This is a genomic window from Commensalibacter communis (assembly GCF_947179105.1).
GTDB classification, from domain to species: Bacteria; Pseudomonadota; Alphaproteobacteria; order Acetobacterales; family Acetobacteraceae; genus Commensalibacter; species Commensalibacter communis.
This window is the reverse complement of the sequence record NZ_CAMXCK010000001.1, coordinates 557,376-571,767: the sequence shown is the minus strand read 5'-3', so window position 1 is coordinate 571,767 and position 14,392 is coordinate 557,376. Positions and strand designations below refer to the sequence as shown.

Annotated in this window: 17 protein-coding genes and 1 other RNA gene; 8 read left to right on the top strand and 10 right to left on the bottom strand. The window is 36.0% G+C overall.

Annotated features, from left to right (window positions below):
• Nucleotides 1-27: 27 nt before the first annotated feature.
• Together PQG52_RS02685 and PQG52_RS02680 are read right to left on the bottom strand one after the other, a co-directional pair.
• The gene (locus PQG52_RS02685; RefSeq protein ID WP_271827779.1) at nucleotides 28-354 is read right to left on the bottom strand and encodes a hypothetical protein; all 327 of its coding nucleotides are present in this window, start codon (nucleotides 352-354) and stop codon (nucleotides 28-30) included.
• Nucleotides 355-488: 134 nt separating this feature from the next.
• Nucleotides 489-812: a hypothetical protein gene (locus PQG52_RS02680; RefSeq protein ID WP_271827778.1), complete on the bottom strand. Its 324-nt coding sequence runs from the start codon at nucleotides 810-812 to the stop codon at nucleotides 489-491.
• Nucleotides 813-1,248: 436 nt separating this feature from the next.
• Between PQG52_RS02680 and PQG52_RS02675 the strand changes: the two genes are divergently transcribed.
• From PQG52_RS02675 to PQG52_RS02655, 5 genes are all read left to right on the top strand, one after another.
• A complete protein-coding gene (locus PQG52_RS02675; RefSeq protein WP_271827777.1) occupies nucleotides 1,249-2,724 on the top strand; it encodes a glucosyltransferase domain-containing protein in 1,476 nt (491 codons plus the stop codon).
• A 283-nt stretch (nucleotides 2,725-3,007) separates the two neighbouring features.
• Nucleotides 3,008-3,346, top strand: a complete 339-nt coding sequence (locus tag PQG52_RS02670; protein WP_271789526.1) for a P-II family nitrogen regulator — start codon at nucleotides 3,008-3,010, stop codon at nucleotides 3,344-3,346.
• A gap of 82 nt (nucleotides 3,347-3,428) precedes the next feature.
• Nucleotides 3,429-4,856 carry a type I glutamate--ammonia ligase gene (gene glnA, locus PQG52_RS02665; protein WP_271788995.1) on the top strand — a complete coding sequence of 476 codons (1,428 nt, stop codon included), beginning with the start codon at nucleotides 3,429-3,431 and terminating at the stop codon, nucleotides 4,854-4,856.
• 313 nt (nucleotides 4,857-5,169) lie between these two features.
• The gene (locus PQG52_RS02660; protein WP_271788996.1) at nucleotides 5,170-5,832 is read left to right on the top strand and encodes a transaldolase family protein; all 663 of its coding nucleotides are present in this window, start codon (nucleotides 5,170-5,172) and stop codon (nucleotides 5,830-5,832) included.
• Between the two features lie 137 nt (nucleotides 5,833-5,969).
• Complete coding sequence (locus PQG52_RS02655) at nucleotides 5,970-6,932, top strand: GTP-binding protein (protein WP_271827776.1); 963 nt, start codon at nucleotides 5,970-5,972, stop codon at nucleotides 6,930-6,932.
• On the opposite strand, the gene PQG52_RS02650 is transcribed toward PQG52_RS02655, so the two are convergent.
• On the bottom strand, nucleotides 6,929-7,744 hold the full coding sequence (locus PQG52_RS02650; RefSeq protein ID WP_271827775.1) for a TIM barrel protein: 816 nt from the start codon (nucleotides 7,742-7,744) through the stop codon (nucleotides 6,929-6,931). The genes PQG52_RS02655 and PQG52_RS02650 overlap by 4 nt on opposite strands.
• Nucleotides 7,745-8,103: 359 nt before the next feature.
• Here PQG52_RS02650 and PQG52_RS02645 point away from each other — a divergent pair, with 359 nt between their 5' ends.
• The gene (locus tag PQG52_RS02645) at nucleotides 8,104-8,481 is read left to right on the top strand and encodes a hypothetical protein (protein ID WP_271827774.1); all 378 of its coding nucleotides are present in this window, start codon (nucleotides 8,104-8,106) and stop codon (nucleotides 8,479-8,481) included.
• Here the strand turns inward: PQG52_RS02645 and ruvX are convergent.
• On the bottom strand, nucleotides 8,468-8,935 hold the full coding sequence (gene ruvX, locus PQG52_RS02640) for a Holliday junction resolvase RuvX (protein ID WP_271789000.1): 468 nt from the start codon (nucleotides 8,933-8,935) through the stop codon (nucleotides 8,468-8,470). The genes PQG52_RS02645 and ruvX overlap by 14 nt on opposite strands.
• A gap of 91 nt (nucleotides 8,936-9,026) precedes the next feature.
• Here ruvX and PQG52_RS02635 point away from each other — a divergent pair, with 91 nt between their 5' ends.
• Complete coding sequence (locus tag PQG52_RS02635; protein ID WP_271827773.1) at nucleotides 9,027-10,028, top strand: NAD(P)H-quinone oxidoreductase; 1,002 nt, start codon at nucleotides 9,027-9,029, stop codon at nucleotides 10,026-10,028.
• Here PQG52_RS02635 and PQG52_RS02630 read toward each other — a convergent pair.
• A complete protein-coding gene (locus PQG52_RS02630) occupies nucleotides 10,023-10,688 on the bottom strand; it encodes a DNA-3-methyladenine glycosylase family protein (RefSeq protein WP_271827772.1) in 666 nt (221 codons plus the stop codon). The two genes, PQG52_RS02635 and PQG52_RS02630, sit on opposite strands and share 6 nt — an antisense overlap.
• A gap of 100 nt (nucleotides 10,689-10,788) precedes the next feature.
• On the opposite strand from PQG52_RS02630, the gene PQG52_RS02625 reads away from it, so the two are divergent.
• Entirely contained in the window at nucleotides 10,789-12,066 is a 1,278-nt protein-coding gene (locus tag PQG52_RS02625; RefSeq protein ID WP_271827771.1) for an energy transducer TonB, read from the top strand.
• Between the two features lie 36 nt (nucleotides 12,067-12,102).
• Here PQG52_RS02625 and PQG52_RS02620 read toward each other — a convergent pair whose 3' ends face one another.
• The 5 genes from PQG52_RS02620 to PQG52_RS02600 form a co-directional block, all read right to left on the bottom strand.
• Nucleotides 12,103-12,921, bottom strand: a complete 819-nt coding sequence (locus PQG52_RS02620) for a TIGR00282 family metallophosphoesterase (RefSeq protein WP_271827770.1) — start codon at nucleotides 12,919-12,921, stop codon at nucleotides 12,103-12,105.
• 11 nt (nucleotides 12,922-12,932) lie between these two features.
• Nucleotides 12,933-13,496 carry a 5-formyltetrahydrofolate cyclo-ligase gene (locus PQG52_RS02615; RefSeq protein WP_271827769.1) on the bottom strand — a complete coding sequence of 188 codons (564 nt, stop codon included), beginning with the start codon at nucleotides 13,494-13,496 and terminating at the stop codon, nucleotides 12,933-12,935.
• Between the two features lie 16 nt (nucleotides 13,497-13,512).
• A non-coding RNA gene (ssrS, locus tag PQG52_RS02610) (6S RNA) lies at nucleotides 13,513-13,670 on the bottom strand.
• A gap of 9 nt (nucleotides 13,671-13,679) precedes the next feature.
• Nucleotides 13,680-14,021 (bottom strand): cell division protein ZapA, encoded by a 342-nt coding sequence (locus PQG52_RS02605; protein WP_271827768.1) that lies wholly within the window; start codon nucleotides 14,019-14,021, stop codon nucleotides 13,680-13,682.
• Entirely contained in the window at nucleotides 14,022-14,306 is a 285-nt protein-coding gene (locus PQG52_RS02600) for a hypothetical protein (protein ID WP_271827767.1), read from the bottom strand.
• Between the last annotated feature and the right edge of the window lie 86 nt (nucleotides 14,307-14,392).

Sequence of the window (14,392 nt, the reverse complement as noted above, 5' to 3'; positions counted from 1 at the left end):
CAAATTTCAAGGACAGCACAAGCTTAATTATTCTTCAGATAAAATTCTTCCCATGAACCCATGAAAGTTTAAACTTAAATATTTCATCTTGTGACGATCATCCTCCTTCAAAAAGTATCCTATTGCACCCTCAATCGTATCACGAGCATTTATCAACGCATTGACTAGCACTTTAGGAAGCATTTGGGTGGTTTCATAATTTATACAAATGTTATTTAATAAGTGCAGGTATTCTTTAATCAAACCCTGATCAAGATCATGCTCTAACCGTATCTTAAGTAGTAAATTCATATTACAATCCAGAAAATCGGTAAGTAAAACTTCGATATTATCTATTATGGTATTATTGGACATTGGCTCAATTTTTCTAATGTATCATCTCTAATTACAAATAAACAAAATATAAATTCTATTGTATAAAAATCTTTAAAATAACGTAATTTCAATAACAGACTATTCGTTTGATAGTCTAACTGAATGAAATACTTTTATTCACTTTCTGGACTAGATGGTAAGTTCTCAGCAAGTTTTGATAAACCTTGTCCATTTTGAAGGTTGAAAACTGTGTAATATCGACATTGTGCACCGCAGCTGTGTAACGTAATATAATATTGACCTGTAAAATTGATTTTTAATGGATCGACAATTTTATTCATTTCATCAACCCAGCCAGCGTTTTTGTGCGTATATCCTTTTGGAATTCGAATATTCCCTTTGAACATTGTCACTGGGTAATCATGAAAAGAAATTTTTCGTTGATCTGAAGATTCAATAGGACTCTCATATCCTTTGAATAATTTTTGGATTATCATGATATTTCTTTTTCAATTGAGTTAAGGCTTAATCGGTTCCCTTACAATACTGGTCTAGTCGTTGATTTAATTCAATTACATTATCCTTGTTAGAATCCCCAGAAAATTCACCTCGCAAATGATCGTATTAATCTCTTTTCATAAGAAATTCGGATACATCCGTTGAACAAGCAGGCACAACACTCGTTAAATGAAGGAAAGTCAACCAAAGAAAAATATTTTACAATTCAACCGTGAAAAGGGCGACAAATGATAATGACCAAATGAGTTTTCACTATTGCCTTATATACTATGATTAAAATCAATCGTTCACAGCAGCTATAATGAATAAGACAGTATAAAGCCTATTATCCCCTTACCTATTTTATTTCAAAAACAAAGAACTTAGTATATAGATTATACTCAATATATTGAGGGGTGAAAATAGAGAATTCAAATGAAGCAATTTGTCATAAAGAATAAATTCAATCTGTTATTTGTTTTTGTTTTTTTTTATTTCTATTACTATCCCGTTATCTCATTAGATATCAAATACAGAGACGATTATATCCGCGCTTTGTTCCTCAATTTAGGTTGGGTTGACGAAGGACGGTTTATCAGCAAGTGGATTATAAATTTTTTTACTTTTTCGGATGGCATTTATACTGCGCCTTTAACGCAGCTTTTATCTCTTGTATGCATTGCTTTTACTGTTATTTATGCTGCACAAACAATTTTTAAAATAATTAATTTCTACTCTTGCTCTTTGATTTCTTTGATTTTTTTAAACCCTTTTTATCTTCAGAATATGAGTTTTGGCTACGACAGTCTTCCCATGACGATTGCAACCTGTTGTGCTATTATCTCTGCATTGCTCATTATACAAAATAAATACTATATTCCATTAACGGCGCTACTGACTTTTATCATCATATTTTCATATCAAACAACTATTGGAATATATGTAAACACTCTGGTATTTGTATTATTTATTTATTATTTGCAAAATGGTTGGAACCATAACGACAAAATATACATAAAAGCAATCATTAGCCTGAGTATTTATTTGCTTTTTTGTGTTATTTACAAACAAATATATCCATATTTATTCGATGGTTCTGCTAGCCGCATAGTCATTAGCTTATCAAACGTAAAAACCAATATTTTACAAACAATCTCCTACATTAAATTATTGTTTTTCAATATCCACTATCTTTTATATATAACTGCGGTGATTACTTTACTGTCTTTTTTTATCTTTCATTATCAACAAATTAAGACAAAACAGATTAAACCCATTAAAGTTGTCATTAATTTTTCAATAGTTGGCTTACTTTATATCGTTTTTTTGTTAACAGCCGAAGGTGCCAGTCTTCTCTTTAAAACGGATATCAGTGATGTACGTCTGCTAATTGCAATATCATTTTTATGGGTATTATCCTTTTATATAATATCCCTTGCTTCTAAAACGCTTTATTATGTGTTCTACTTTTGTTTTTGCTGTTTTTGCTTTTCATTTAGCTATAGTTATGGGAATTTTCTTAAAGACCAAAATCATTTTTTTGATATGACAATGACAAATATTAATTATGATATTGGGCATACGCCGGGCGTGTCCTCTGCTCAAATATTTGTATTAAACCCCTTTCCCCTGTCAGAGAGTAATAAAAAATTAGCATTAAGAATTCCATTGTTTTTGCCACTATATGGTGAACAAAACTTCGATTGGCTTGTCGCTGTAAAGATGTCTAATATATTACCTTATACATTTTCGGGTGATGAAAGAATGATGTGTCAATTCATAACTGCACGAGATTCTGCAACTCGAACAGGCATAAGCTCTGTCAAAACGGCTATTTATAACCTTTATTACTATCAAAATAATATTTTTATTGATTTCCATACAAATATAAAAAATTTCTGTAAAAAATAACTTCAGAACGTAAATAAAAAATTGATTACAAAAAAGGCAGTTCATTCGAACTAACGTAAACCATATATAATATTCTGCTCTGCTTGCATAAAATATGTTCGTATGACTTTTTTTTGGTCAAATTTTGCCTAATAATTAATCAAAAGCAATAATACACGTAATTATTTTTGCTAGACAATCACTTATAAAATGGTCTTTAATATCCTCCATAGAAACTATGAAATTCTATCTGAATAACTAGGCAAACATTATTTGCTTAACTTTATTTAAGAGAAATTGAATGATTAAAAAAATTGAAGCTATTATTAAACCTTTTAAACTTGACGAAGTGAAAGAAGCTTTGCAAGAAATTGGCTTACAAGGCATTACCGTCACCGAAGTCAAAGGGTTTGGGCGTCAAAAAGGTCACACTGAGTTATATCGTGGGGCTGAGTATGTTGTCGATTTTTTACCCAAAGTTAAAATTGAACTTGTCTGCGGTGAAGAATTGGTGGAACGTGCCGTAGAAATCATTATGAATACAGCACGCACAGGCCGTATCGGGGATGGAAAAATCTTCGTGATGCCTGTTGAAAATGCTATTCGTATTCGCACAGGCGAAAGTGGTACAGAAGCATTATAATCAATCATTCAAAATACACTCTAGATGATAACTCGTTATAGTTTTCATATTCTTAAGTCAAAAGGCACAGGAAAGATCAAAAATGTCTAATATCTCCAGAGAAGAATCCATTTCCAAAGTCATGGATATGATCCAAGAAAATTCAGTTGAATTTGTGGATTTTCGTTTTACTGACCCATGTGGTAAATGGCACCATACAACACAATATGTGACCACAATCAAAGCAGAAATCTTTGAGGACGGTATTATGTTCGATGGCTCTTCTATCAAAGGTTGGAAAGCAATCAACGAAAGTGATATGATTTTGATGCCAGACCCAACCAGCGCAGTGATGGATCCATTTACCGCAAAACCACAATTGATCTTGATTTGTGATATTATTGACCCTGCGACAGGTGTTGCTTATAATCGTGACCCACGTTCAACAGCTAAACTTGCTGAGCAATATTTAAAATCAACAGGGATTGGGGATACTGCATTCTTTGGTCCAGAAGCTGAATTCTTCATTTTTGATAATGTTAAATTTGGAACAGGTCCTAATTTTGCAATTCATCAACTCGACAGCATCGAAGGTCCTGGCTCAAATCTAAAAGATTATCCAGAAGGTAACATGGGACATCGTCCAGGTCTTAAAGGTGGTTACTTCCCTGTGCCTCCAGTAGACAGCGAAAATGATCTTCGCGCAGAAATGTTGACAACGATGGGTGAAATGGGACTTCCAATCGAAAAACAACATCACGAAGTGGCACAATCTCAACATGAATTAGGCATTGAATTCTCTACTTTGGTGCGTTCTGCCGATTATATGCAAATCTATAAATATTGCGTACATAATGTGGCGCATTCTTATGGAAAAACTGCAACCTTCATGCCAAAGCCAATCTATGGCGATAACGGCACAGGAATGCATGTGCATCAATCAATTTGGAAAGATGGTAAACCTAATTTTGCTGGTAATGGTTATGCTGATCTTTCCGATCAAGCATTATACTATATTGGTGGTATCATTAAACATGCCAAAGCACTAAATGCATTTACCAACCCATCAACCAACTCTTACAAACGCTTAATCCCTGGGTTTGAAGCTCCTGTATTATTGGCTTATTCTGCTCGCAACCGTTCTGCTTCTTGCCGTATTCCATATGTAACCAGCCCAAAAGCAAAACGTGTTGAAATTCGCTTCCCAGATCCAACAGCTAATCCATATCTTGCATTCGCAGCAATGTTAATGGCTGGTCTTGATGGTATAAAAAATAAAATTCATCCTGGCGATGCAATGGACAAAGATTTATATGATCTTCCTCCTGAAGAACTCAAAGAAATTCCAACCGTTTGTGGTTCTTTGCGTGAAGCATTAGACGCTTTGGCAGCAGATCATGATTTCTTATTAGCTGGCGATGTCTTTACCAAAGATCAAATCGAAAGCTATGCAAAAATCAAATGGGAAGAAGTATATCGCTTTGAACATACTCCTCATCCCGTAGAGTTTGAAATGTACTATTCTGTCTAAAACCTGATCGTAAGCTTTTTTGTTAGGTCATCACAAAAAATTGATTTTTTTAATAATTATGTCTTAACAAAAAAGCCTTTTTGGATTAAACTAATCGTTATTAAAGTAATTAAAATATTTAATTCTTTTTGCTCTTTTGAAATAAAATATCGTTAATAAAAAAACAATCCACGAAAGACAATTATGTCGTTGTTTTTTTATTAAATAAATCTTTTAAATATATTTTTTCTCTATAAATCCAGTTTTTTACTAGTTCGAATATATAAATTACTATTTTGATTTCTTTTAATTCCAATATAAGGCTTATGAGACTATGAAAATACTTTTAGATACCTCTGACGTTCAAGCAATCAAAAGAATCGCAGCTACGTTCCCCGTTTGGGGGGTAACCACAAACCCAGCAATTGTTGCAACTGGCAGAGTGCAATTATTTGATCTGCTCCCTGCAATTAGAGATGCTTTGGGTGGCAAAGGCACACTTTTCGCGCAAGTTATTTCATCTTCAGTGGAAGGTATGATTACTGATGCACAAAAACTATATGAACGTGTCGATAACCTGGTTGTAAAAGTACCTGTAACCCCAAAAGGTCTGCAAGTTATCAAAGAATTAAGCGCACAGAATATACCAACATTGGCAACTGCCGTATATGGCTCAGCTCAAGGTCTACTAGGGATTCTTGCTGGTGCTAAATATGTCTCTCCTTACGTTAGTCGCATCGACGCGCAAGGAGGAAACGGACCAGAAGTTGTTTCTGAGCTTCAATCTCTATTATCAATGCATGCGCCAGAAAGTGAACTTATTGCAGCCAGCTTTAAAAGCCCAAGACAAGCTTTGGAATGTATGCTGATTGGTTGTAAAGGTATTACTTTATCTCCTGAAGTATTTGATCTGTTCCTCGCCGACCCAGCGGTTGCAATTGCAGTAACACAATTCGAAGAAAAATGGAAAGGTGCTTTCAGCACAGATTGCTTGTAAAATAGTTTTATTAAAAATTTTTATCTAATCTTTTTATCTCTAAATAATTTAAGCAAACGCGAAATATATTATTATATTTCGCGTTTTATTTATAATATCACGGATAATTTTCCTAACCGGCAACAAAGAGTTTATCTATGATTTTTCCTATTCCTGTATTTATAATAACCGGTTTTCTTGGAGCAGGAAAAACAACCTTACTCAACTATATTTTATATCATCAAACGACACATAAAATCGCAATTATAGAAAATGAATTAGGTAACACAGCATTAGATAGCATCGTCTTATCACAAGAGAAGCAATCTCTGCATATTAGGACTCTACAAAATGGCTGCATCTGTTGCAACAGCCATGCTGAATTAGAAATAACTTTAATACAGCTGATAAATCAATTAAAAACGCATCAAATTCAATTTTCACAACTAATGATAGAATGCACTGGGATGGCGGATCCTGGTTCAATTATTAAAACATTTTTAACCCACGATCATGTCTCTAGCTACTTTCAACTTAAAGGCGTTGTTACTGTTGTTGATGCATTCAACGCCCCATATCAGTTCAAACATTTTCATGTGACACAGGCCCAAATTGGTTATGCCGATTTGATTTTAGTAAGCAAAATTGACCTGATAAACAAACCATATCAAGATTTTTTTAAACAACTTGCTTATATGAATAACAGAGCAAATATTCATCCTATTTTTAATGGGCGACTAGATTTAACACTCTTAGATCAACTTGATGGTTTTTCTTTACCTTCTCAATCCAGCTTTTTGTGCCAAGAGTTACCTGATAATCCGTTAGACGCACAAGTTAACTCTTTTGTTATAAGAAGAGATGAACCTTTCGACTTGCATACTCTATCCTCACTTTTTGAAAGGTTACTTGTTAATTTCAAAGATCAGCTTTTACGATATAAAGCAATTCTTTATATAAAAGACACCCCGGAACGCCTTTTGCTACAAGGAATACAGCAAGTTTATAATAGTGATTTTGGATCGCCTTGGTCAGAATCAGAAGTGCCTTTTTCAGAATTGGTTTTTATCGGTATTGCTTTGCCTGAACAAGAATTTAGAAAAGCATTTACTGAGCTTTAAATGTGATTACGTATAAAATTCATACTTTCCTTTAACTCGTTCTCAATATCTTGCATATTATGCACGCTCTCCGCAAATGGTTCATAAGAGACATATCCGGTGTAACCTAATTCTTTAAACCGTTTCAATTGCGCTATGTTTTCTAACATGTCTTGCTGATTTACCAAAATTCGATGTGCATCCAACATTTCTGAAATATCAAGATCTTGATCAACAACACCCGACACATGAACAATGCCTGTTAATTCAGGAAAGAACTCTGTTTCTTCTGCTAAATGGTGATGAAATGTATCGTGCACTAATTTGAATGTGCCTACACCACCAATATCGCGAATAGCTTCAACGGCTTCTTTTTTGGCACGTAGTGCAGATTGAGGAAATCCCAAAGGCTCGATATACGCCATCAAACCATGATGATTACAAATATTTTTCAAGTTTTTTAATGCTTGACGTAAATCCTGTTTTCGTTCTTGTGACGTCCGAGAATCAGAATTATCATTCAGAGGACAACAAACGATTGCTTTTGCCTTAATATTAGTCGCCACTTGTGCCAATTTGACTGCTTGTTGCTCTCTTTCAGTATTCCATACGTCGAAAGGATAAAGTGCATTAATGGTTAAAATATCAATTTTATGTTGCTGACATTTTGCAACAATAAATGAGTGCTCCGATTTATCAAAAATATCAATTCCTGGTAAATCGTTACGCAATTCAATCGCATCAATATTTAACGAGGCACATAATTTTAAATAATCATCAAAAGATAATTTAGGTGCAACAATCCGATTCAAAGCAAATTTAGGAAATTTCATCAATATTTCATCCTTTCGAAAACAACTTATTTCGATAGGTTAAATTCTTTCCTTTATTTATGAAATTCACATAATAGTGTTGTTGTATAATAAAATTATAAGAGACTTTTTTGCCAACTAATTCTTATAAACAACAAACATTATTTAGATAATAACAGATCAATAAAATTTAGCATTCTTAATTTTTTATAAAACCACTGTGTTTTCAAAAGCATATTTTATATTTTTAAAAAAGCAATATACGTTTAAGAACAACGCAGTTAATATTATAAAATTGTTCAATTCAAAATAATCATATTCTGAACAAGATTTTTCTTATAGTATTTACGACAGGCATAACTTATATGATTTAAAGCAAAATGACACCCCATCGCTCGATTTACAAACCAGCATCCATTTTTTTTCTATGTAGTTTATTGATTGCATGCAGCCAGTCTCATAAAAACTTAACAACCATTGAGAAAGTTCAAAACAGCTATAATGACGCTGTCGTGCTTGATCAAGATTACGAAAAAGGAAATTATGGGCAACCTGATCCTGCATCATTCACACGTCTCAAACAATATCGCTCTGACGCTTATCAAGCGTTAATGCAATTTCGACAAAAATTTGATAAGAATAAACCGCTCCCCAAAACATCCTTAGAAAATGCTCGATCAAAAATTGATCAATATGTTTCTTACCTGAATGCTTTGGGCGCAACGTCCGCTACCAAAAATACCCTTACTGGTTTTTAGAGGCATCAAGGGCGGCTTGTAACGTATAACTGGCTGCCATTTTATCCACGACTGCATTGCGTTTCTTACGACTTAAATCTGCCTCATTGATTAAAAAACGATTAACCGCACTGCTGGATAATCGTTCGTCCCATAAGCAAGCTGGTAACTGGCTGGCATTTGAAACAGCAGTAATCCAATCTCTCGCTGCCTGAGCAGCAGGGCCGAAATCACCATCTAAAGAAAGCGGTAACCCGCATATTAGACCACCGACTTGCTCTTTTTGTGCCAATTCTTGTAAATATTGGGCAAAAACTGATACCTTCCCCCGCTTGACTGTTGCAAAAGGGGAAGCCAGCATCAATGTAACATCCGATAAAGCCAATCCGATTTGCTTAGAACCTGGATCGATCCCCAATATCCGATATCCTTTAGGGAGCTGTTGTATTAATTCATAAGGGGTTGCGTACAGCATTTTAATTACCTACGATAAAAATCTTAGTTACTTCATTTGATATTTCAAAGCAGCTAAAATTTATAATATTTTCTTCAAAAGGTAAAATGACATGAACACGCAACAGATGAAAGCTATTATTGTTCAAAATCCTGGTGGGCCAGAAGAACTTGCGTTAAGCACCTTACCTATTCCAACCTGTAGAGAAGGAGAAATTTTAGTTCGTGTCTTGGCCGCAGGTATTAATCGTCCCGATGTTATGCAACGTAAAGGGTTATATCCTCCTCCAGAGGGAGCAAGCCCATTACTTGGTTTAGAAATTGCTGGTGAAGTTGTATCTGCTCCCTCTGCTTCGATTTTTAAACCTGGCGATCAGATTTGTGCTTTGACCAATGGTGGTGGATATGCTGAATATTGCGCTGTGCCTGAACAACAATGCCTTCCGTGGCCAAAAGATTTTACTGTCCACGAAGCTGCTGCCTTACCTGAAACATTTTTTACCGTTTGGACAAACCTATTTGAAATAGGAAAATTAACAGCAGGCGAAACGGTTCTGATTCATGGCGGAAGTGGTGGTATCGGCACCGCAGCCATCCAACTTGCCAGTAATTTCGGAGCCACCGTTTACACCACTGTCGGCAGTAAAGAAAAAGGAGAACTTTGCAAAAGATTGGGCGCTAAGGATTTTATTAATTATACTAATGAAGATTTTGTCGAACGTATTCACGAATTGACTGATAAACAAGGCGTTCATATTATCCTTGATATTATGGCAGCAGCTTATTTTAATCAAAATATCAACGTCTTGAGCGAAGACGGTCGTTTAGTCATTATTTCTTTTCAAGGTGGTATCAAAGCAAATGATATTAACTTGGCGAAAATTGTAACGAAAAGATTGACTGTATGTGGTAGTACCTTACGACCACGTTCAAATGACTTTAAGGGACATATTGCCAAAGAACTTTACCATCACGTATGGCCGTTGCTTTCCTCGCGGAAAATATCTCCTTTGATCCATCAAATCTTCCCACTATCTGAAGTTCGACAAGCTCATGAAATTATGGAAGCTGGACATCATAGCGGTAAAATGATTCTCGACTTATCCAATCTATAATGTCAGTGGATTTTGTTTCTCTTTTGGTTTCTGTTGATCGACAGCACGCCACAAAAACCAAGCCCCAACCGACCGATAAGGACTCCAAGAGGCTGTTTTTTCTTTGAGTTCTTTTGGTTTAGGTTGCTCGGATAATTGTTTACAGATTTTCCATCCTTCACGAATACCAAAATCATGCACAGGCATAATATCTAAACGTCCCAGTGTAAAAATCAGCACCATTTCGACTGTCCAGATTCCCACCCCTGGCAATTGTGTCAATAAATCTATCAACGCTTGATCTGACATTGTTTGAGCGTGGTAATAGGAAGGCACCCGACCTTCTATCGTTGCCACAGCCAATTGTTTCAAACTTGCCACTTTACGAAAAGAAAAACCATATGCTCTTAATTCTGTATCTGAATAGGCTAATAATTGCTTTGGGTTAGGAAAATGCCCGTTATTAAACAATTTTAAACGGTTTAAAATTGCTGTAACGGCTTTTGCATGCAATTGTTGACCGGCAATGGCTTCGAGTAGTGCAAAATATGGTTCTTGTTTTTCTTTGATCTGCAATCGACAATTTTTTTCTTTTTGTATGACCAATGCAAGATCTTTATCAACTAAAGATAAAAAATCAGTTGCTTCTTGCATTTTTTTTTGCCATTTCTCAGCCAACATAATTTTTTCCTATTGCGTTTTTTAAAAGAAAATACAAATATCAAAAAAATATATTACATAATATTATCAAACACAAATACAGGCAAAGATCGATAAGCGAATGACAAAAAGCAACAGACCTTTGAATCAAAAAACGCTTATGGCATCTCCCGATGAACGTTTTGGTGGATCTGTTGTTCCTGCTCCGACAAATATTTCAATCCAATTAAATCAAAATTTGTCATTAAGACCTCATTATTTAAAAAAACCAAAAGATTACAAGAGTGTTCTGGCGGGGTTTCCCTTACTACGTAAAGAGCCTTACGCAGCCAGCAATTCTTTTGATAAACTCAACAAACAAGTAATACAAACACCAACAACTTACATCAATAAAGATACTAACCAAACATTAACCGTATCCCCTATTATATTTAATAAAACCTCCTCACTACTATATAGTAGTGAGTCGGATCAGCATTCCATGATCTTTTATATTGCGGGTTCAGTTATTATTCATGGTCTAGTATTACTCGGTATATATGCAGCTACCTTAAAATTTCCAGCTCAACCGATGGGCAACACGAACGAAGGACAGCCTGTTGATGTTGTTTTTGCGCCTACTCCAACAGGATCTAGTGGGTTAACAGGCGAAGGCATGAGTGGTGAAGAAGGAGAAACCTCTCCACCGCCTCCACCTCCTGCTGCGTTACCAGAGGTTTCACCACCACCAGCACCAGAACAAAGCGTCACTGCGCCAGAACCACCAACTGAAGAGCTTCCTCCAAATGTTGGTGAAATACCGATGCCTATCCCACAACAACAAAAACAAACACCAAAGAAAGAAACAACGAAAAACCACCAATATACTTATCGTTACACACCACCTCACCAACAACCACGTCGGCGACAACCTGCCCCAGAACAATCCAACAATCCCTTTGCAAATATGCAAACACTCGATTTCAGTGAGAATCCTAGTAAGTCAAGACGTAAAGCAGCAACACGCAGATTGCCTCAGGGTTCTCGTTCAGGCATGGATATGTCTACTGGCCCTTTGGTTAAAAATGGCAGAATCAACGTTCCTTATGCTGCTAAAATCAGTATCAAAGGTGTTAGCGATGATTACGGCGATGCGATTAATGCATGGATAAGACAACATCTATATTATCCGCCCGAAGCTGCTCAAAATGGTGAAGATGGCAGTGCCTCTGTTCACGTTGCTTTAAACAGAGATGGATATGTCTTGTCGGTCAGCTTAACCAACTCTTCAGGATCTGATACATTGGATGCTGCCATAACAGGAATGTTCAGAGGGGCAAAACTACCTAAAATTCCACCTGACCTTCCTGATCATTTTGAACTGGATTTAACCATTAACTATATTTTGTTAAGACATTAATCCAAACAACTTATGGGATATAATGAATTGGGTCTTCTAGTCCCATTTTGGTAAAATAGGATCCAAATCCCCTTTTAAACGAATGGGCGATATTCTTTTCGCAAGCCCTGTTCTGTCATCTGTTTCAACAATAAGCCCACATAATGTGGCTAATCCTTCAGCAGGGCTTAACCGCATTCCTGGCATTTTAGTAACAAATCGATAAATAGCAGCCTCTTTTTGCATGCCGATCACACTATTATAATCCCCACACATACCAGCATCGGTTTGAAAAGCAGTACCAGAAGATAAAATACGATAATCCGCCGTAGGAATATGTGTATGTGTTCCAACCACAATCGAAACTCGTCCATCAAAATAATGGGCTAGGCCAGCTTTTTCACTGGTTGCTTCGGCATGAATGTCAATTAAAATAGCATGAACATCAATACCAAATCGATATTTTGAGATTAACTCGTCAACCATTCGAAAAGGATCGTCTAACGGCTCCATAAATAAGCGACCCATGGCATTAATCACCAACAATTTTTTACTATTCGGCAGCATATGAATATAATGCCCAGCCCCAGGCGTTTTAGGTGGATAATTCAAAGGGCGAATAATTTTAGGGTTTTCACGGATATAAGGAATAATGTCTTTGCGATCCCAGCTATGATTGCCAAGAGTAATGACGTCTACGCCCGCTTTGAATAAGTCCTGTGCAATTGCTGGTGACAAACCAAAACCATGACTAGCATTCTCTGCATTCACAACCACAGCATCAACGGATAGTTTACTTTTTAATGCTGGTAATTCCTGAATGACCACTTCTCTACCGCTTCGGCCGACAATATCCCCTAAAAAAACAATGCGCACAATAAACCCTTTTATGTATAAATAATTTCTAATTCTGTAATAATAGCAGATAAGTCAAAGTCAAATGGCTCTGTTGGAATCGTTGTTACTTCTTGATAAGAAAATGCAATTCCAGCAGATTTTGCCTCAGTGAAATGCTGTAAAGTGCGATCGTAATATCCCCCACCATAACCTAAACGATTTCCTTTTCGATCAAACCCCATTAATGGAACTAAAATAAAATTAGGCTCCACGATTTCTGTATTCGGGTAAATCGTTTTATATCGTCCCTCTTCCATCGCCGCGGATGGATACCAAGAATAAAAAGTGAGAGGATTTCCTTTAACGGGCGTTTTAGGAAGAGCAACTTTATAGCCTTGCTGATGTAATTCATGCATTAGCGGTCGTAAATCTGCTTCATTTTCCAAAGGCCAAAAGCAAGCAATGACATCTTTTTGATTACAAACAGCAGAAATAAAACTGAGAATATTTTGGATGAGCGGCGGTGTATATTGATGATGAGATTGATTAAATTGGCTTCTTAAGCTTTTAAGCTGATGCCTTAATTGTTGTTTTTGTTGTAAAATATCAATCATTTACTTAACTAAAATATATGAAGCCACCTTAGCCGTCGGTCTATCAACTCTTCCAGACCTGTCAATACAGGTGGGTGCCAGTATAACGAGACCACGGTCACGACAGCGCCAGCTCCCTAGGAAGTGATTATCGGCCCGGGAGTATGTTTTACCTAACAAACCAGGCAGCCCCATAAATCGACTTTATGATAAATTCAATTTCTCTGCAATAGATTCGGCTCTTTCAGCAAAATCATCAAGTTTTTTTCTTAATTCTTGGTTTTCTTTCTGTAGTTGCTTTAACTTTTGTTTGTCTAATTGTTTTTCTAAGCTGGCGATATATTTTTCCATATCATGAAGCTTATCTGCCATTAGCAAACTCGACAAAGCCAGTATCCTGCCTTCTCCACTTTGACCACCAATTTGGCGGATCAGATCAATATGCTGCTCTACCACTTTTGCCATCGCTTGCAAATGGGGTTCTTCCCCATCGTTGCAGCCAACAGTATATCCATATCCGTTAATTGTAATTGTTACTTGCGCCATTTATTCTTCTCTGGATCCGTCTACTTGTTCTACAGTTTCTAATTGTTCGACTATCTCTTGCATATGTGTAATTAGATTATCCAGATTTGCAAGAATAACCTCTTTTTTCCCTAGATCCTCTTGCGCTTGTGCATTTGAACGATGAATTTGTTCTGCAAGAAAATTTTCAATAGACATCAGGGCATTGTCCAAGCGTTGTTCTGAAGAAGAAGTTACAATTGGTTGAGATGATATTTGAATATTATCATCTTGAACATTCATATCCACTGTATCTGATTCAACCACTTCTTTTGCCCCTTGTATATTTATAGCAAACAAATAACTTTACTATTTATAAAAGGTTCTTTATCTAAAGTTTTATTACAATACAA